Genomic DNA, 18,182 nt, shown 5'->3' on the forward strand with positions numbered 1-18,182 from the left:
CTGCCGATCTCAGGCCGCCAGCCGCTTCACCACCGCGTCACCGCTTTCGGCCGTCTTTGCGTAGAACGCTCTCAGCTCCCGGTGCCCCACCGCGAACGCACCCCACGCCTCGGGCTCACCGGTGACGCCGCCGTAGCGCGGCATTAGTTGATCGCGGGCGAAAAACCACAGCGCGTCGAAGTCGGCCATCGCCAGGAATTCGGCCACCCGGCGGACCTGGGCCGCCGTCAGCACCAGGAACGGCGGCTTGTGCGGGTCGGGGCGGAGCACCGGCCGGCCACCGAGCACCACCTGGGCCGGGGACCGGTCCTCGGCGCGATGCGGAGAAGCGCCGCCGTAGATGCGCTCCTGATCCATATATCGCTCGTCCAACACCTCCTCGCGGTGCCGGCTGACCCGGCGCCGGACGGCCTCCGAGCCGTCCTCGAACAGTCGTTCCAGCCAGGTCGCGCTGTTGCGCAGCGCCGGGGGCGACACCGCCCGTAGATGGAGGTATGCACTCATACCCGAAGGAGCGCACGGGGGCGCCGAAGCACTACGCGGCCCGACGGACCCCTTGCCTCCGGGGGACTCCTGGACCGCCGTGCACGCGAGGTGCGCGGGTGCCTGTGCCGGGCCGGCCGCCGAGCTCGCTTCCCCCTCGTGACGGCAGAGCAGGAGACGAGACCCATGCCGTGGTCGCGCCCGCGCGGTGGGCGACGGACGGTGACCTGGGGAAGGCGCGTGAGGGGCGGCCGGAACCCCGCGCAGTGGGCGGGGTTCCGGCCGCCCTCGCCCCTCTCCGTGCCGCTGCCGGGGGGAGTCATAAGCGCCACGGAGAGGGAGTCGGGGGTGGTGGATCGCGGTGTCGGCACGGGCCGGGCGGTCGCCCTTGGCCTCCGACGCGGACTCGGTATCCAGGTAGCGCACGGCCGGCGCGAAACGTCACCCGGCCCGGACAGCTCCGGTCGCGCACCACCGTCCGAGCCCCGACGGACGCGGGGCGCCGGCGGGCTGCCACGCCGTCCCGGGTCCTGGCCTCCCAGCCCGGCATGTGTCCCGACGCGGCACCCTCGAGCCGCCGCTTCGACCCTCGGCCTTCCGGCTGCTGCACGGCAGGCGTCGCGGCGACGACGTGAAGGGCGCGCCTGGCGCGTTGTGACATTTCTGTGAGGACGGACGCTGATCTCCATGGGGCCGTCGATGCGACCGGAGCACGGCGGACGACATGAACGCTATGCAACCGGTATGAACGAGGACAATCTTGGGCCAGGTGCGGCAACCTCCGCGTGTACAGGCGTACGACGGGGAATTGGGCGCGGCAGTCGCGCGGGCCCAGGACGGTGACGAAAGCGCTTTCGCGGTCGCCTACCGACTCGTGCAGCCGGGCCTGCTCGGCTATCTGCGTGGATTTGTCGGCGCCGACGCGGAGGACGTGGCGTCCGACGCCTGGCTGGAGATCACTCGTGATCTCGGACGGTTCAAGGGGGACGGGGCCGGGTTTCGCGGCTGGACGGCGACCATCGCCCGGCACCGGGCACTGGACCATCTGCGCCGCCAGCGTGTGCGACCCCGGGCGGGAGGGACCGAACAGGACGTACTGGACCTGCCCGGCCCGCACAGCACCCACGAGCAGGCCCTGGAGTCCCTCTCCACCGAGCGGGCCCTGGAACTGGTCCGCGGGCTGCCGCGGGACCAGGCCGAGGCTGTGCTCCTGCGGGTCGTCGTCGGCCTGGACGGTCCCGCTGCCGCGCGCGTCCTGGGCAAACGCCCAGGGGCGGTGCGGACTGCCGCCCACCGGGGCCTGAAACGCCTCGCCCGCCAGCTGGGCGCCCACAGCGAGACGGACGAGGGTGTGACGGATGAGACTTCCCGAACGCTGGGGGAGTCGAAATGAACGCCGATAGCGGCAATGAGCCGGCGGACCGGCAACAAGACCCTGCACGCCGGATGAATCGAACAAGTCGGACAGGAACGGAAACGCATATGGGTGAACGGCTGAGCGGCGACGGAGTTGCGGGCCGTCGACGTGCGCACCCTGGCGACGCCGCGACCGGCCCATGGGACGTACGTGACGCCGCCACGCTGGAAACGGTGCTGGCCGCCGCCCTACGCGAAGGCGATCTCGACCCCGAAGCCCAGCAGCGGGCCGTCGCCGCCTACCGGACCGCCCGCGGCGCGGGCACGCACCGGGCACGCACCCGGCGCCGCGACGACTGGCGGGTGCCCGCGGAGCGGCGTGCCGGGCGCCCCGTGAAGACGACCTTCGGCGTGGTGTTCGCCAGCCTCACCCTGGGTGGTGTCGCGGTGGCGGCCATCGGTTCGGTCGGTTCGTCCACGGACGGACCCGGCCCCGGCCGGGGGACCGCGCACCCGTCGGCGGCCGCCCCGGGCCGGCCGGGCGGTGAGACCCCGTCCTCCGACGGCCCCGCGCCGACGGACGGCCCGGCCTCCGCCCAGGACAGCGAGGCCCAATGCCGCGCCTACGAACAGGTCAAGGACCGCGGCAAGGCGCTCGACGCGACGGCCTGGCAGCAGCTCGTCGCGGCTGCCGGCGGGAAGGACAAGGTCGCCGCGTACTGCTCCGGGCAACTGGCGCAGGCGACAGCAGCGCCGAGAGGGCCGGCCGGCACGGGCAAACCCGGCGAGAACGTCGGCGACGGCAATGGCACGGCCGGGAACACCGGCACCTCCGGTGAGGGCAACTCCGGCAACGCCCCCGGCGGCACGGACAACGCGGCCGGAAACGGCCGGCCGAGCGGCGCCAAGGACGGCGGGAAGCACAAATAGAGCCGCACCCCTCGGGGACCGTCGGCCGCCCGACTTTTCGCTGTTCGCTGTTCGCTGCGCCTGCGGACCCTGTGGTCGATGCCGTTGCAGCTGTTCGTCCACCGGCAGCTGATGTACGTGGTCGTCATCCAGTCCGTGGTCGCCCTACCGCTCGGCACCCGGCTGAAGTGGCATCGCATGCACCGTTCCGGCACGGCGGCCACCGAGCGGCTCAGGCAACCGGTCGCCGCACGACAGCTGTCGTCGAGGTGAGGGTGGTTCAGTCCATGAGCGACCGGCCGGATTCGTGGCCCGACACCGGTTCGCGGCACGAGTACGGGCAGACACAGGGACCTCGCGTGATCATGGGGGCGGTGTCGCACCGGAGGACCGCTTGGCCTCAGGCGCCCGCCCGGCCGTACCGCCCCGTTCACGGATCGCCCGCAGGGTGCCGGCGGGTGTGCGGGACCGATCGTGATCCGTCCCGCACACCTCATGGGGCTGTCAGGGCCTTCAGCGGTGGGCGGTGGGGTCAGCCGAGGCGCCACTGCTGGTTGCTGCCGCCGTTGCAGTCCCACAGTTCGACCAGTGCTCCGCCGGCGGTCGACGCGCCGGTCACGTCCAGGCACAGCCCTGACTGGACGCCGGTGATGGTGCCGTTGGAGTTGAGGTTCCACTGTTGGTTGGTGCCGCCGTTGCAGTCCCAGATCTGCGTCTGGGTGCCGTTGGTCTGCGAAATGCCCGCCACATCCAGGCACTTGCCCGAACCGGTGGCGTGGACCGGACCTGTGGTGGTGCCCGTGCTGGTGCCGCCCGCGACCCGGTACATCACCGTGCCGTGCGCCGGCACACTGGCGTTGATGGTGCCGGTGGTGGTGGACGTCGCGCCGGTCCACAGGTTGTTGAGCGTGTAGCTGGAGGCGCCGGTCTTGCCGACGGCCGAAGCGCTGGTGGTGATGGTCGCGGTGGAGTTGGTCTCGTTGAACAGCACGACCGACACGTCACCGTAGGCGAGCGGCTTGGCCAGCACGTCCAGGCCGCCCGAGGAGGAGACCATGGTGCCCTGCTTACCGAGGGAGTCCTGGTCGACGGCGATGACCGCCTTGTTCGTCAGGATCGACAGGGTCTGCGGGCTCGCACCGATGATCTTGCTGCCGGAGATCAGGGGGGAGGCCATCTGGGCCCACAGGCTGAACTGGCTCTGGTACTCGGCCACCGTCCAGGCCGTCGCCCCGCCGCGCGGCGGACGCTCCGGCTCGCGGTTCGCGATCGTCTGCGAGTGCACCCCCGTCCCCCGCCGTCAGCAGGTCACCCCGTACTTCTACGAGCAGGGGCCGCTGCTGTGCGGGCTGTGCCTGGCCAAGTTCCGGCCCGCCGACACCGTAGTGGTGCCCGCCCAGGCAACCGGGGAGGAGGCGTGATCCCCGCCCCGCACCGGATGAAGGGCGGCGCCCTCCTCCTCGGCACCCACCGGGGCGAGGTCGGACCGTTCGGCCCGTACGGATCGGACACCGGCGACGAAGACGACGAGGACGACCAGCCACCCGCCGAGCCGGCCGAAGACGGTACGGGCCGATGACCACGCTGTGGCGGACCGTGCTGTCCGCGCTCCAGGACCTCGACGCTCCCGGCCGTGAGGAGACCATCGCCCGCGGCGCCGCAGCCCTCGCCCTCAAGCGGGCTCCCGTGGCGACCGCCGACGATGTGGTGGACATCGGGCTGTACGAGTTCGGCGTCGTCATCGAGCCGCAGACCGCTCAGACTGCGCTGGACGCCCACCGGGTGACCGCGCCCGACCAGGAGCGTTGACCCGGTGAAGGCCACCAGCCCCTTTCGGGCTGCACCCCACGCTGCTGCCGGGCCGGACGGCCATGGTTGGGCCCCGCCCGGCCGGCAGCCGCACCCGCCGACGCCGCCCGTCTGGTGGAGCGCATCGTGACGGCCGTGCACGCCGGCGACGGTGTCGCGATCCGGACCCTGCTCCATCAGCTGGCCGACGTCGCCGACGTCGAAGCCCTCCTGCTGCTCCACCGCCGCCTCAACGACGACCTGCACCGCTGACCGGCGGGTCCTGGTACTCCCCCTACGACGACACGTACTTCACCCAGGCCCGCGCCCTCGACATCGACCACCTCGTCCCCCTCGCCGAATCCTGGGACTCCGGCGCCTCCACCTGGACCGCCGCCGAACGCCAGGCCTACGCCAACGACTTCGACGACCCCCGCGCACTGATCGCGGTCTCCGCCACCAGTAGTGGAGTGCGCGTGGGTTCCCACAGTTCTTCGTGAGGGTACGACGTCCGATTGCAGCACGTGGACGGCCTGGTTGTTGGCTTCACTCGTTGGTGTGAACTCTCAGCAGTAACTCGCAGATTCTGCGAGTGGTTGCCGTAATTTGCGGTTCCGTGGCCGATTCCGAAAGTCGTGTGCTGACCCTGGTGGGTCCGCTTGCGGGCTCATCGGCGAGGACGGACGAAGACGTGCTGCCGGTCGAGACCGGGCTGGCGGACGTCGTCACGCTCCAGCGCCGGCGACAGGCGCGGTTGCCCGCGGATGACGAGGAGAGCTTCTTCGTCGACACGCTCTCGGAGTATCAGTGGGCCCGTGATGCTGCGGGCCTGGCTCCCACCACACTGGATGCCTTGATCAAGCCGGTGATCGAGGTGTGCGATTTCTACGGCGTTGCGCCGTGGCATCTGACGCCTCGCGAGGTGGACAAGTACTTCGCAGGGCCCGGCAAGCGGGCGCATTCGACGCTGCGGGGAAAGATCAACAAGATCGACTCGTACTTCGCGTTCCTGGAACAGCGGTACGCGGGCGAGGTCATGCGCCGGTTCGGTGCGGCCGTCGAGTCGCCGATCGATCCGTTCAACCGTCCGCGGCACCGGGGCGATTTCGGGCTGCGGATCCCGCCGTCGCAGACGGCGATGAAGGAGTTCTTCGCCCGGTGGAGGGAGCAGCTTCCGTGCTCACGGAAGTACGCGGTGGCGTGCCGCGACTACGTGATGACGAAGATCGCCTACCTCTCCGGGGTGCGGGCCGCAGAGCTGTGCCCGGTGTGTGTCGGCGACGTTCACTGGGAGCATGGGCAGTGGGGCCGTTTCCTGGTCAACGGCAAGGGGGCGCACGGGTCGGGGCCGCGGCAGCGGGAAGCGTACCTGTTTCAGGAGGGCCGCGAGCTGTTGTGGTGGTACATCGAGGAAGTCCGTGGCCTGTTCGGGGACGACCCGGAGCATCCGCGGGCTCCTCTGTGGCCCTCGGAGCGCAAGCCGCGGGCGGTCGCGGCGCTGAACCTGCCGATCGCCCCGGCGATCGGGCCCTCCACCTTCCGCCAGCACCTGCACGATGCCGCCGGCAACTACCTGGCCGGCCCGGTCTCCGACCTTTACCCGCATCTGCTGCGTCACGCCTGCGCGACCCACAACTACGAGCGCGACATGACGTTGTGGGAAGTGCAGAAGGTTCTCGGCCACGACTGGGCCACGACGACTCTGCGGTACATGGCGACTGCCCACGCGGATCCGGAATACGCGAACCTGGCTGCCAGTTCCCGGGCGGCCCAGCGGCTGGTGATGGACAAGGGGAATCTGTCGTGAAGTGGAATCTGCGGATGGTGGCCGCGCAGCGTGATCTGTGGCGGCCCACCGAGGTACTCGCGGCGTTCCGGGAGGTCGGGTTCGCTCCCTCGCTGAGCAAGGTCGCGGCGATGTGGGGCGGCACCCCGGTCACCGTGCGCCTGGACGACCTGGACAAGATCTGTGCCGCTCTCCAGTGCACCGTGGGTGACCTGCTGCAGGCCGAGCCGCTGGCTTCCACGTCAGGGATGCCGCAGCAGACACCACGGGCAGTCGGCGAAGGAGAAACCGCCGGTCCGGTGCGTCCGACCCCACAGCGCAGGACGAACGCGCCGCGCTCACTGCCGCCGAACTAACGCCGGAGGCAAGGTCCGTGTCGCCTTGCGCCGTGTCGATATCGCCTCAATCCTGCCACGACTGCGGCGCATGGGCGCTCGTGGTCAGCTCCCGCCGCTGCCGGGGGTGTCAGAACTGGCACGACAAGCGCACCCGCTCACCCGGGGCGTGCACTCGCTGTGGGCGTGAACTGCCGCTGCGGCGGGGGCGGTGCCGTGGCTGCTGCCTGCACCTACACCTGCAACAGGACGCCGTTTGCGGGCAGGAGATATTCACTCAACTGTGGATCGCCGACCCGCTGCCTGTCGGTCTGCGGACCGCGCACGCCCATACCGGCGGCCGGCCCGAGGAACGCCGGGAGGAACCCGACCGTCCGCTCCGGCTGGTGCGCGCGCCGTGCTCGCTCTTCGCGCAGCCGACCCTTCCGGGCCAGCAGTTGCTGTTTGGGATGCGACGGGACTGGTCACCGCTGGTGGACATCGACCGGCGCTCCGGCCACCTGCCGGAACTGAGCCCCACTGCTTGGCAGTTGGTCAGCGACTTCGACCGCATGACGCGGGAACAGCACTGGACCAAGATGGCACGGTGGATGAACCGGCGCACGCTCACCATCCTCGTGTCGTGGCTCGGTGCCGATGCTCCCATCCTGGAGAGCGACGTCTATGACCTCGCACGGGCGGACGTGAATCTGGCGGCCAAGCGGGTCTGCCAGTTCCTCAAAAGCCGCGGCCTGCTCATCGAAGATCCCACGCTCCACCAGGACCGCGATCAGAAGTGGATCAACCAGGCCCTCGCCTCCCTGCCGCCAATGATCACCAACGAACTGCGGACCTGGATATCCGTCCTGCGCGGAGAAGGACGCCGCGAACACGAGGCCATCAGCTATTGGGCCATCCGCCGCTACCTCTTCGCGCTCCGGCCAGTTCTGGACCAGTGGATCGCCGAGAACATCACCAGCCTGCGGGAGATATCCGCACCGCAGGTCAGACAGAGCGTCACCGCCTCTCCCGGGAGCAGAGGCCGCACTTTCCTGATCGCTTTGCGGAGCCTGTTCCGCGCCCTGAAGCAGGAACGGATCATCTTCCGCGATCCCACCCGCGGTCTGGTCCTGGTTGAAGTTGAGAACCTGCCGCGGCCGATCCCTGCGGACCGCCTCCAAGGGCTGCTGGAGCACGCGCGGGGTGCCTTCGGGAACTTGGTACTGGCCCTCGCCGCGGTGCACGCCCTGCCCCCGCTGGAGATCACCCGGCTGCTGACCGCCGATCTGGACCTGGCCCGGGGGCGGCTGGACGTCCGTCGCGGCCACCAGCGCCACACCCTTCACCTGGAAGATCTGACATACCGCCTCACCGCCGAGTGGCTCGCCGAGCGCCATCGGCACTGGCCGCACTCCACCAACCCTCACCTATTGGTCAGCCAGCAGACCGCACTGGATGCCGATCACCCGAGCGTTGTCGTCAGCACCCTGAAGGGAGCATGCCCGTCGCTGGAAATGTCGCTGTGGCAGCTACGCGAGGACCGCATCCTCGACGAAGCCCGCCTCTCGGCGGATCCCCTCCGCCTGATGCGGCTGTTCGGGATCAGTATCGGCGCTGCGATGCGTTACGTCGCTGCCGCTCATCCGGAGAAGTGTGTCCGGCCACTTCGTTGAGCACTCTTTCGAGTGCTCGGCCCGCACGCTGAGCTGCCGTACCGTCCACCGCCGCGGCTCAGTCACCGCTCCGGTTGATCTCGATCCGCCGAAGCGATACCACCACCAACGGCAGGAGCATCGCCACCGCCGCCACCCCGCCGCCGGGGACGGCGACTGTCGCCGTTCCGAACGCCGCAGCGAGGAAGGGAGTGGACAACTGGCCGACGGGGACGGGCACGAAGGACCAGAACTCGTCGTGGGCGCCGACCCGGGACAGCAGCCGTTCCGGGATGTGGGTGTTGTTGACGGTCTCCCACACGACGGTGAAGAACTCGGCGACCACGCCCGCCACGAAGGCCGCCGCCGCCAGCCAGAGGGTGTTCGCGCCGACGCCGAGCAGGATGAGCGGCAGCGCGCCCAGCGACATCGAGGCGAGCGCCGGCCCCATCGGCCGCCGCACCGTCACCTTCACCATCACCACGCCGGCCGTCAGCGCCCCGACACCGCGGGCGCTCAGCACGAGTCCCCAACCCTCGGCACCGATGGTGCCGTTGGCGATCACTGGGCCCAGGATCTGCCAGACGCCCCTGTTGAGGGCGTTGAAGACAGCGAACGCCAGCGTCACCGACCAGATCCACGACTGTGAGCTGAAGTAGCTCCAGCCCTCCCGCAGTTCACCGAGCATCGTCGGGCCGCCCTCGGTACGCGGCAGCAGGTCCGGCAACGACACCCGGGCGAAGCACGCGGCCGCCAGGAGGAAGGAGACCGCGTCCGCGGCGATCGCCCAGCCTCCGCCCACGGAGGCGGTCAACAGGCCGGCCGCTGTCGGACCGAGGATCTGCGCGGCGTTCCTGACGGAGGCCAGCAGCGAGCTGGCCCGCTGGATGCCGCGTCCTGCCGTCAGGTTCGCGACGATGCCGCGCAGCGCGGGCCTGGTCAGTCCCTGGAAGATGCCGTTGAGGCCCGACAGCGGCAGCAGGTACGCCGGGTGCTGGTGCGTCAGGAGGACGAGCGCGACGCCGGCTTGGGTGAGGCTGGCGCCCAGGCTGGTGAGGCGCAGGACGGTGTCGCGCCGGTAGCGGTCGGCGATACCGCCGCCGAGGAGGAGCGTCGCGAGCATCGGGACCAGGGCCGCGGTGGTGACCGCGGACAGCCAGCCCGCACTGCCGGTGGCCTCCAGGACGCCGAAGGCTAGGGCGACCGGCGCCATGGCGCTGCCGGCCATGGAGATCGACTGACCGGCCAGGAACCATCGAAAGGCGGGTGAGCGGAGCGGCTGCCCGGGCGCGGGGCCGGTACGAGATGCTGGCAGTGCGTCCCCCGACGGTTCACGATCTGGGCTCTCTGACGCATCTGTTGCAGGCACAACGGGCCACCGTGCCAGCGCATGCTGGACGTCTCAAGTGGTTTTCGCACAGCGGTCGCGCCGCTCGGAGGAGCGGCTCCCAGAAACCGAACGGTTCTAGAGTCTGTCTGACGGATTCCGGCCTCGGCGCTCCTGGCATGGCTGCGTGACTGGGCGGCAGCAAAGTTGGCCGGACAGTCACGCGAGCGATGGCCACCGGTCGGCGGCCCACTCCAGCCATCCTGACCATCCAGGAGGCGGACCTCCTACCTCGTGTCCGTCAAGTTCCGTGGCATCGGGCTCCTCGAACAGCGTCCTCCAGTGCGAGAGGTCCGTCTCGCTCATCATGAAGGTCTGATCAGGGGTGGTCGACTGGCGATGGGTGATCCGAGCAAGTTGGGTCTCGTGGTCCACCGGTACGTATACGAGTTGGCAGGACGCGCCCGCAGACTTCACCAGCCAGCGGATCGCGGACCTCTCGTCACGAGACCAGCATCCGAAATCCAGGATCACGTTCGTTTCCAGTTTCAGCGCCTCCAGCCCCAGCCAGAGCAGCCGTCCTTCCAGCACATCGCGCTTCCCGGCCGGCTGCGGATCGCCGAACAGCGGGAGCATCCACTCATCAGGTGTCAGCCGCAGCGCGCTGTGCTCCTTGGCCAGTTGTCGCGCTCTCGTGGTCTTTCCGGCCCCGGGCAGGCCGACCGTCAGGAACAACGTCGTCACGCCCGGATCTTGTCACGACGGCCAAGTGATCACGGCCTGAGGCAAAGGCGGATCGAGGCCTGAGGGGTCTCGCGGTTTCCGGACAGGCTTCTGACCGTCTATTTCATGCGGCGATTCGCAACTTCTCGTACTCGGCGTGGACTTCGCGCGGAGGGCGGTAACCCACCGCCGAGTGGAGGCGCTTGCGATTGTACCAGAATTCGATGTAGCGAGTGATGTCCTGCCGGGCGGCCTCGCGGGTCAGGTAAGTCACCCTTGATACGCGCTCATTCTTCAGGGCGCCGAAAAATGATTCGGCCATGGCGTTGTCGAAACAGATTCCGGTGCGGCCAGATGATCTGCGGAGCCCGAACCGGTCGAGCGTCCTCCCGAACTCGGATGACATGTAGTTGCTGCCCCGGTCGGAGTGAAATATCGCGCCGGCCGAGAGCTTCCTGTTCCGTGCCGCGTTGCGGATCGCCCTGGATATCAACGGAGTTTGGTAGTGGTCGTCCATTGCGTAGCCGATCACTTCCTTCGTGCAACAGTCGATGACTGTCGCGAGGTACAGCCAGCCTTCCCCGGTCGCGATATAGGTAATGTCGCCGACGAGCTTTTCACCAGGCGCAGCCGCGGTGAAGTCGCGGCCGACGAGGTCTGGCACCAAGCCAGCCGCAGTCTGAGTGAGGTTGAACCTCTTCGGGCGTGGCTGGCAAGGCACCAGGTCCAGTTCACGCATGAGGCGGCGGACCAGCTCCACGCCCGCGGCGACGCCCCAGCGGTCCAGCTGGGCCTGGACGCGCCGGTGCCCGTAGGTGCTGTCGGACATGTCGAAGACCTTCTCGATGAGCAGTTTCAATTCTTCGCGCCGCTGGACTGTCGCGGATTCCGGGCGGGATCTCCAGTCGTAGTAGCCGGATCTGGATACGCCGAGCCGACCGCACATGAACTCGACGCTGTATGCGTACTCCTCGGTGTCGAGCCGCATCTCGTCGATGAACTCGTACTTGCCTGCTACCGGGGATCCTTCGCGAAGTACGCTGCGGCTTTTTTCAGGAAAGAATTTTCCATCTCCAGCTCACGGTTACGTCGTTCGAGTTCCCTCAGGCGTGCCCGCTCGTTCACCGTCAGTTCCGCGTCGGGAGCCGGTTCCTGCTGCTTCTGATGCTTCTTCACCCAGCCGCGTAGCGTCTCCGAGTTCAGCTCAAGCTCCCGGGCGACTTCGGAGATCGTCTTGCTCGACCTCAACGCGATCTGGACGGCTTCCTCACGGAACTCCGGCGAGTACTTACTGGGTGGCGCCACTTCTTCCTCGTTTCCTTGTCCAGGACAACCCTATTGGGTGCCTGTCCGGAAACTTCGGGGCCCCTCAGCCGCGGTAGGCAGACCGAATTGGCCACAAGATCCGCCGGACAGGCTCTGGCTGGAACCCGGACGTCAGCCTCTCCGGATACGGAGCCAGCATGCGGGTTCTTGGCGGCACAGCTTCGGGATTCTGCGAACTCACGCGCTTCCAACCGGTCCAAGTCCGACCACGACCCGGCCATCTGGCAACCGCCCGCAGCCGACGACCGATGCACCCACGCCACCGACTGGATCACCGTCAAAAACCCGCCGGCAACTCTCGATCGACCCCGCCGAACAGGCCACGCTCACCAACACCCTCACTGCATGCCCGAACACGCCAGTCGAGGTCACGCTCGCGCGCCGAGCAGCGAACCGGCCCGCCGCTCGGGAAAGGCCGCGGGCCAGGCCCTCCCACGGTGCCACAGACCCGCCTCATGCCCGAGCCGGCGGCTCGTGCTCGAACGTGGCGTGGAAGCGCCGCGTGTGGTCCACATGGCGCTCGGCTCCTGTCAGCGTGACGCTGACCGTCAGGCGCGGATCCGCGCTGGAGGCGGCCAACCGCACTTCCAGCTCCCCCGCTTCGACGACGCGCCGCCCGTCGCGACCGGTGAAGGAAGCGAGGTCGGCCGGGACTGTGACACGGACGCGGCGGGCCTCGCCCGGCTCCAGTTCGATGCGGGTGTAGCCGGCCAGGCGCTGCACCGGCTGGACGACGGAGGCGACCGGGTCGTGCAGATAGAGCTGGACCACCTCGGTTCCGGGCCGTTCGCCGGTGTTGCGGACGGTGAAGCCGAGGGTGAACTCGCCGTCTGTCGGGGCCTCTTGGGCGTCGACGGCCAGGTCTGTCCAGTCGAACCGCGCATAGGACAGGCCATGGCCGAAGGCGAACGCCGGGGTCGGGTCGATGTTGGACACCTTGCTGGCGTGCGCGAGCCGCGCACCGAGGTACGTGGTCGGCTGGCAGCCCGGCCCACTCGGCACGCTGACCGGCAGACGTCCCGAGGGATTGATACGGCCACTGAGCACCCCGGCGATCGCGTGAGTGCCCTCCTCCCCCGGGAAGAAGGACTGCACGATCGCAGCGGACTCGCCCACGGCGCGGCCGAGGGCGTACGGCCGGCCTGCGAGCAGCACGGTGACCACGGGTGTCTCCAGGTCGAGCAGGGTGTCGAGCAGGTGCTGCTGTGCACCGGGCAGGGTCAGCTCCTCGGCGTCGCAGCCCTCGCCGCTGGTGCCCTGCCCGAAGAGCCCGGCGCGGTCGCCGAGCACCACCAGGGCGACGTCGGCCTCGTGCGCCGCCTGGGCTGCCTCGCGGATGCCGGAGAGGTCTCCGTCGTCGATTCCGGTGCCGAGGGCGAGCGTCATCTCGGCGTCGGGGAACTCGGCGGCGAGCGTGTCGCGAAGGGTGGGCAGCTCGATGCCGAGCGGGGTCCCGGGGTGGCGCACGCCGATGTGCTGCGGGAAGGAGTAGCAGCCCAGTACGGCGGTGGGCTCGGTCGCGTTGGGACCGATCAGGGCGATGCGGCGAGGCCGGGTGAGCGGCAGAGTTCCGTCGTTGGTGAGCAGGACGACCGCCTTCTCGGCGATCTCGCGGGCCAGTTGACGGTTTTCGGGCCGGTCCAGGTCGATCTTGCCGCGCAGGGCGTCCGGGTCATCGGGATCCGCGCCGTCGAGCGCGGCCGGTACGGGGCTCCAGTCGGGATCGAGCAGACCGAGCATCGCCTTCTGGATCAGGACGTGGCGCAGGGCCCGGTCGATGAGCCTTTCCGGTATGCGGCCCTCGGCGACGGCCTGTACGAGGGGTGGGCCGAAGGTCTTGACGGTGGGCAGTTCGACGTCGACGCCCGCTGCGAGTGCCGTGCCGGCGGCGTCGGCCCAGTCAGCCGCGATGCCGTGCAGGGTCTTGAGGAAGGCGATGCCGAAGTAGTCGGCGACGACGGTGCCGTCGAAACCCCAGGTGTCGCGGAGCAGTCCGGTCAGCAGTTGCTCGTCGGCGGCGGCGGGTACGCCGTCGGTGTCGGTGTAGGCGTGCATCACGGAGTGGGCGCCGCCCTCGCGGACGGCCATCTCGAAGGGGGGCAGCAGGACATCGGCACGCTCGCGGGCTCCCATGGATGCGGGGGCCAGATTGCGTCCGGCACGGGAGGCGGAGTAGCCGACGAAGTGCTTGAGGGTGGCGACGATGCCGGCGGACTGCAGGCCCTGCACGTACGCCGTGCCGATGGTGCCGACGAGGTAGGGGTCCTCGCCGATGGTCTCCTCCACGCGGCCCCAGCGGGCGTCGCGGACGACGTCGAGGACGGGCGCGAGACCTTGGTGGACGCCGACGGACCGCATGTCGCGACCGATGGCGGCGGCCATGCGGCGCACCGTGTCCGGGGCGAAGGTGGCGCCCCAGGACAACGGAACGGGGTAGGCAGTGGCGCCCCAGGCGGCGAAGCCGGCCAGACACTCGTCGTGCGCGACGGCGGGAATTCCGAAACGGTTCGCCGCGGCGATGCGAGCCTGCGTGCGCGCCAGGAAGAGCGCACCCACCGCCGGGGCGACGGGGACGGTGCCGAAGGGACGGGTCAGCTGGCCCAGTCCGCTGGGCATCAGGGCCTCGAGATCGGCAGCCTCCTCCATGTCGTGCTGGTGCGGGACGACTTCGCCGCCCTCGTCGGAAGCGCCCACCCACACTCCGTACAGCTGGGCGGTCTTCTCCTGAAGCGTCATCGCGTCGATCAGGGCGTCGACTCTCGCGGCAACGGGAAGAGCGGGGTCGTTCCAGAGGGGGATTTCGGGGGTGGGCTCTGCGGCCACGTTGGCGGTCACTTTCCTCGTCCTGTTCCTCGTCGTCTTGTTCCTCGTCTCACCGGCTGAATCCGGCGGTCAGACCGCTGAGCAGCTGACGGCGGCCGAAGATGTACAGCGCCAGGATGGGCAGCGTCGTGAGGACGACGGCGGCGAGGATGGCGGGGACGTTGACCTGGAACTGGCCCTGCAAGGACCACACGGCGAGCGGCAGGGTCCGCTTGGACGGGCTCTGGGTGAGGACCAGCGGCATCAGGAATCCGTTCCAGATCGTCAGCGCGCTGTAGATGGTCACGGTGATGAGGGCCGGCCGCGTGAGCGGCGCCGCAAGGCGCCACAGCGTCGTCCACTCGGTGGCGCCGTCTACCCGCATCGAGTCGAACAGCTCCTTGGGCACGTCGCGGATGAAGTTGGCAAGCACCAGCACGGACAGTGGGATGGCGAAGGCGATCGACGGGAGGATGAGCGCCAGCAGGCTGTCGTACAGGTGCAGCTTGATGACGATCAGGTAGATCGGGATGATTGTCGCCTGCAGCGGGATGGCGAGGCCCATGAGGAAGAGGCCGTTGACCGCGCGCAGAAAGCGCGTGCCGCCGCCGCGCACGATCGCGTAGGCGGCCATGAAGGAGAACGTGATCGCCGGCACCACCGCTCCGACGGCGACCACGACGCTGTTCACGAAATACTGGCCGAAGTCGGACTCGATGACCAGCCGGTAGTTGTCCAGCGTGGAATCGGCCGAGGGCGCAAGGGCGTTGCCCGCGTAGTACTTGCTCTGGTCCTTGAGGCTGGTGATCACGGTCCAGTACAGGGGTACCGCGACGACGACGAGCCAGAGCCAGCCGGCCAGGCCGCCGAACCAGTTGCGGCGTTGAACCGCGGAGCGAGGGCGCCGCTCGCGGCGGGTGATCTTCTCCTGGCGCTGCGCCTTGGTCAGTGTCGTGGTCACGTCAGACCCCCTCGAGCTGGCTGGCGGCAGCGTCCTTGCCGCCGAGCCGGCGCAGCAGCAGGGCGAGGGCGAGGCCCACCAGGACGAGGATGGTCGCAATGACGCTGGCCGGACCCATCAGGTTGGCCTGGAAGCCCCGCTTGTACATATCGAGCGCAAGGACCCGGGTGGCGTCCGCGGGTCCGCCCTCGGTCAGAACGTAGATCAGGTCGAAGAAGGTCAGCGAGCCAACAACCATCAGCGTCGACGAGGTGATGATGGTGTATTTCAGCGCGGGCAGCGTAATGCTGAAGAACTGGCGCACCCGTCCGGCGCCGTCCAACTGTGCGGCCTCGTACAGGGACGCCGGAATCTGCTGCACCCCGCCCTGGTAGATCAGCGAGTGGAACGGGACGAACTGCCAGGAGACGATGAAGATGACGACACCGAACGCGAGTCCCGGCCGCCCCAGCCAGTCCTTGCTGAGCCAGTCGATGCCCAGGCCCGCGCCGAGCCCGAAGGTGGGGTTCAGCAGCGCCTTGTACGCGACGGCGATCGCGGCCGAGCTGAGCAGCAGCGGGATGAAGTACAGCACGCCGAGGATGGCCCGGTAGCGCTGGCGGCCGGCCATGAACGTGCCGAGCAGGATACTCATCGGCGTCTGGAACGCCCATGACGCGGCCATCACCCCGAACGTCACCAGCAAGGCGTGCGGCAGCCCGGGGTCGGTGAGCACCGCGCGCCAACTGGCAAACCCGGAGGGGTGGATGGCGCCGATCCCGTCCCACGTCGTGAAGCTCAGCGCGAAGACGCCGACGAGCGGGATGACGGCGAAGCCGATGAAGAACACCAGCGCCGGCGCGGCCAGCCACGGCAGGATGCTGCGAGGTCGCCCGCCGGTCGGTGCGTGGGGTGTGAGCGAGGTCATTTGCCGAGGACCTCGTTGAGGTTGGCGGCGAACTTCTTCGGCGAGATGGACAGCTGGAACAGCTTGACGATGTTGTCCAGCAGCGTCTCCGCAGCCGTCGGGCTGAGCGCCTGGTCCCAGGACTGAGCGAACGTCTTGGCCTTGCTGGCGACGTCGTAGGTGAACTTCAGGAACGCGGCGTCCTCGGAGGCGTCCAGCTGCTTCTCCGTGCCGAGCAGGAGCGGGACCGCCCCGGTACCGATCCAGTCCTTCACCTCGGCCGGCTGGAGGACACCCTTGGTGAAGTAGTCCTTGGCGATCTTCTTCTGCTCGGCGCTGGCCTTGGAGGATATGTACAGGTACTGGCCCGGGTTGCCGACGGTGTCGCTCGGGTCGCCCTTGCCGCCCTCGACGGGCGGGAAGTTCATGAAGCCGAGCCCGCCGCCGGAGACGAAGTCGCCGCCGTCGGCCTTCTGGATGCCGTACGACCAGGAGCCGTGCAGCATCATCGCGGCCTTGCCGGTGTACAGCAGCGCCTGGTCGGCGTTGGAGTCCGCCGTGATCGAGGAGAAACCCTTGACGAACCCGCCCGCCTTGACCAGCTCCTGCACCTTGCCGAGCGCGTCGATGGCGGCCGGGTTGGACCAGGCGTCCTTCTCGCCGTCGAAGACGGCCTGGAACACCTCGGGACCGCCGATGCGGTCGAAAAGGAACTCCAGCCACATCATGTTCGTCCACCGGGACTGACCGCCCAGAGAGAACGGCGCAATGCCCTTTGCCTTGAACTTGGGCACCAGGGCCATGATGTCGCCCCAGGACTGCGGCGGCTTCACGCCGACCTGGTCGAAGACCTTCTTGTTGTAGTAGAGAACGATCGGCTGCACGGTCTCGACCGGCATCGCGTAGATCTTGCCGTCGATGGTCGCCGGGCCGAACGAGGACGGGAACACCCGCTTCTTGACCTCGGGGTGATCGCCGAACCACGAGGTGAGGTCCTCGACCTGCCCGGCCTTCACGTAGCTGCGCAGCGTGCCGCCGCCCCAGCCCCAGATCATGGTGGGCGCCTGCCCGGCGCCGATGGCGGTCTTGATCTTCGTCTTGTACGCGTCGTTCGGGAAGGTGGTGCCCTTGATCTTCTCCTTGGGGTGGGCCTTGTTGAACGCCTTGAGCGCGTTCGTCCTGACGCCTTCCTGAGGCTGGCCGCTGAGGTACCAGTACGAGGCTCCACCGCCACTCTCGCTGGGACCGGACGAGCCGCAGGCCGACAGCGCCGCGGAGGCCGGCACCGCGGCGGCCAGCCCGAGGAAGGTACGTCGAGAGAGGGGGATCGCCATGTTCATTCTCCGCACTCGAGAGCCAGCCGGCGTCTCGTGAGTCGTGGTGAAAGCTTTTCGAAAAAGCCTTCTTCGAACCTGTGCATGGAGCTTGTCCGTGCAAATTAGGTTTCGGGCTGACGCCCTGTCAAGGCACGCGCAGACACGTTGTTGGGCAGCAGTCATCTGCGTAATATCGGGCGAGCACGACTCGCGAGAAGCCTTGGCGAAGACCGAAACATTTCGAATTTTGGGGTCAAGGGCAGTGGGGGGAGGGAGGAGGCGATGGCTCCGGCTGATGCACTGCCGGTGACAGGCCAGGTCATGCCGCGTCGAAAGGACCCGGTACGGCCCCGGCCGGACCCGGTCGATGTCCTCCTGGCCGGGATGACGGTGGCGGGGAAGGTCGCACACTTCGGCAGCCGCCAGGTCGGCAACTGCCTGGGGGCGCATGGCCGAAGGCGGCGACGGGAAGGCCGAGAGTTTGCAAGTGGCGCCTGTCGAGGGCGTGCTCGCGCAACCCGGGAGCGTTCTGCCGGCAGAGGTAGCACAGGGT

General features: G+C 68.8%; 18 protein-coding genes and 1 pseudogene. 10 read left to right on the forward strand and 9 right to left on the reverse strand.

Features of this window, described 5'->3' with window-relative positions:
* Positions 1-9 precede the first annotated feature (9 nt).
* Entirely contained in the window at positions 10-504 is a 495-nt protein-coding gene (locus tag OG241_RS00295; protein ID WP_405812686.1) for a DUF1877 family protein, read from the reverse strand.
* Between the two features lie 739 nt (positions 505-1,243).
* On the opposite strand from OG241_RS00295, the gene OG241_RS00300 reads away from it, so the two are divergent.
* The 3 genes and pseudogenes from OG241_RS00300 to OG241_RS00310 all read left to right on the forward strand — a co-directional run.
* Entirely contained in the window at positions 1,244-1,876 is a 633-nt protein-coding gene (locus OG241_RS00300) for an RNA polymerase sigma factor (protein WP_405812688.1), read from the forward strand.
* A gap of 89 nt (positions 1,877-1,965) precedes the next feature.
* Positions 1,966-2,769, forward strand: coding sequence for a hypothetical protein (locus OG241_RS00305; RefSeq protein ID WP_405812690.1), 804 nt, complete (start codon positions 1,966-1,968; stop codon positions 2,767-2,769).
* A gap of 57 nt (positions 2,770-2,826) precedes the next feature.
* Positions 2,827-3,021, forward strand: a pseudogene (locus OG241_RS00310) (hypothetical protein); the annotation flags it as partial.
* Between the two features lie 259 nt (positions 3,022-3,280).
* Here OG241_RS00310 and OG241_RS00315 read toward each other — a convergent pair.
* A complete protein-coding gene (locus tag OG241_RS00315) occupies positions 3,281-3,925 on the reverse strand; it encodes a ricin-type beta-trefoil lectin domain protein (RefSeq protein ID WP_405812692.1) in 645 nt (214 codons plus the stop codon).
* Here OG241_RS00315 and OG241_RS00320 point away from each other — a divergent pair.
* The 7 genes from OG241_RS00320 (at position 3,891) to OG241_RS00350 (ending at position 8,309) form a co-directional block, all read left to right on the forward strand.
* Positions 3,891-4,169 carry a hypothetical protein gene (locus tag OG241_RS00320; protein WP_405812694.1) on the forward strand — a complete coding sequence of 93 codons (279 nt, stop codon included), beginning with the start codon at positions 3,891-3,893 and terminating at the stop codon, positions 4,167-4,169. The two genes, OG241_RS00315 and OG241_RS00320, sit on opposite strands and share 35 nt — an antisense overlap.
* Positions 4,166-4,327, forward strand: a complete 162-nt coding sequence (locus OG241_RS00325) for a hypothetical protein (protein WP_405812695.1) — start codon at positions 4,166-4,168, stop codon at positions 4,325-4,327. The genes OG241_RS00320 and OG241_RS00325 overlap by 4 nt, the downstream gene beginning before the upstream one ends.
* Entirely contained in the window at positions 4,324-4,557 is a 234-nt protein-coding gene (locus OG241_RS00330) for a hypothetical protein (protein WP_405812697.1), read from the forward strand. Before OG241_RS00325 ends, OG241_RS00330 begins: the two co-directional genes overlap by 4 nt.
* A gap of 126 nt (positions 4,558-4,683) precedes the next feature.
* A complete protein-coding gene (locus tag OG241_RS00335) occupies positions 4,684-4,809 on the forward strand; it encodes a hypothetical protein (protein WP_405812699.1) in 126 nt (41 codons plus the stop codon).
* Positions 4,810-5,173: 364 nt separating this feature from the next.
* A complete protein-coding gene (locus OG241_RS00340; RefSeq protein WP_405825970.1) occupies positions 5,174-6,343 on the forward strand; it encodes a tyrosine-type recombinase/integrase in 1,170 nt (389 codons plus the stop codon).
* Positions 6,340-6,678: a helix-turn-helix domain-containing protein gene (locus OG241_RS00345; protein ID WP_405812701.1), complete on the forward strand. Its 339-nt coding sequence runs from the start codon at positions 6,340-6,342 to the stop codon at positions 6,676-6,678. The genes OG241_RS00340 and OG241_RS00345 overlap by 4 nt, the downstream gene beginning before the upstream one ends.
* A 452-nt stretch (positions 6,679-7,130) precedes the next feature.
* The gene (locus tag OG241_RS00350; RefSeq protein ID WP_405812703.1) at positions 7,131-8,309 is read left to right on the forward strand and encodes a hypothetical protein; all 1,179 of its coding nucleotides are present in this window, start codon (positions 7,131-7,133) and stop codon (positions 8,307-8,309) included.
* A gap of 58 nt (positions 8,310-8,367) precedes the next feature.
* Here the strand turns inward: OG241_RS00350 and OG241_RS00355 are convergent, their stop codons facing one another.
* The 7 genes from OG241_RS00355 to OG241_RS00385 all read right to left on the reverse strand — a co-directional run bounded on the left by OG241_RS00355 (position 8,368) and on the right by OG241_RS00385 (position 17,647).
* A complete protein-coding gene (locus OG241_RS00355) occupies positions 8,368-9,657 on the reverse strand; it encodes an MFS transporter (RefSeq protein WP_405812705.1) in 1,290 nt (429 codons plus the stop codon).
* A 177-nt stretch (positions 9,658-9,834) separates the two neighbouring features.
* The gene (locus OG241_RS00360) at positions 9,835-10,359 is read right to left on the reverse strand and encodes an AAA family ATPase (protein WP_405812707.1); all 525 of its coding nucleotides are present in this window, start codon (positions 10,357-10,359) and stop codon (positions 9,835-9,837) included.
* A 103-nt stretch (positions 10,360-10,462) separates the two neighbouring features.
* Positions 10,463-11,643, reverse strand: a protein-coding gene (locus tag OG241_RS00365) for an IS3 family transposase (protein WP_405812709.1) whose coding sequence is annotated in 2 segments (ribosomal slippage) — positions 10,463-11,379 and positions 11,379-11,643 — 1,182 coding nt in all. Because the reading frame shifts where the segments join, the coding sequence is not laid out codon by codon here.
* Positions 11,644-12,117: 474 nt separating this feature from the next.
* Positions 12,118-14,499, reverse strand: coding sequence for a beta-glucosidase (locus OG241_RS00370; protein ID WP_405812711.1), 2,382 nt, complete (start codon positions 14,497-14,499; stop codon positions 12,118-12,120).
* A gap of 37 nt (positions 14,500-14,536) precedes the next feature.
* Positions 14,537-15,427: a carbohydrate ABC transporter permease gene (locus tag OG241_RS00375; protein ID WP_405812713.1), complete on the reverse strand. Its 891-nt coding sequence runs from the start codon at positions 15,425-15,427 to the stop codon at positions 14,537-14,539.
* A 1-nt stretch (position 15,428) separates the two neighbouring features.
* The gene (locus tag OG241_RS00380) at positions 15,429-16,334 is read right to left on the reverse strand and encodes a carbohydrate ABC transporter permease (RefSeq protein WP_405812715.1); all 906 of its coding nucleotides are present in this window, start codon (positions 16,332-16,334) and stop codon (positions 15,429-15,431) included.
* Positions 16,331-17,647 carry an extracellular solute-binding protein gene (locus tag OG241_RS00385; protein WP_405812717.1) on the reverse strand — a complete coding sequence of 439 codons (1,317 nt, stop codon included), beginning with the start codon at positions 17,645-17,647 and terminating at the stop codon, positions 16,331-16,333. The genes OG241_RS00380 and OG241_RS00385 overlap by 4 nt, the downstream gene beginning before the upstream one ends.
* Positions 17,648-18,182: the final 535 nt, after the last annotated feature.

This window comes from Streptomyces sp. NBC_01390 (assembly GCF_045040105.1).
Lineage (GTDB): Bacteria > Actinomycetota > Actinomycetes > Streptomycetales > Streptomycetaceae > Streptomyces.

Coding starts and splice junctions, on each gene's coding strand:
- OG241_RS00330 (WP_405812697.1), top strand. CDS start 4,324: ATGACCACGCTGTGGCGGACCGTGCTGTCCGCGCTCCAGGACCTCGAC.
- OG241_RS00385 (WP_405812717.1), bottom strand. CDS start 17,647: ATGGCGATCCCCCTCTCTCGACGTACCTTCCTCGGGCTGGCCGCCGCG.
- OG241_RS00380 (WP_405812715.1), bottom strand. CDS start 16,334: ATGACCTCGCTCACACCCCACGCACCGACCGGCGGGCGACCTCGCAGC.
- OG241_RS00320 (WP_405812694.1), top strand. CDS start 3,891: ATGATCTTGCTGCCGGAGATCAGGGGGGAGGCCATCTGGGCCCACAGG.
- OG241_RS00315 (WP_405812692.1), bottom strand. CDS start 3,925: ATGGCCTCCCCCCTGATCTCCGGCAGCAAGATCATCGGTGCGAGCCCG.
- OG241_RS00295 (WP_405812686.1), bottom strand. CDS start 504: ATGAGTGCATACCTCCATCTACGGGCGGTGTCGCCCCCGGCGCTGCGC.
- OG241_RS00305 (WP_405812690.1), top strand. CDS start 1,966: ATGGGTGAACGGCTGAGCGGCGACGGAGTTGCGGGCCGTCGACGTGCG.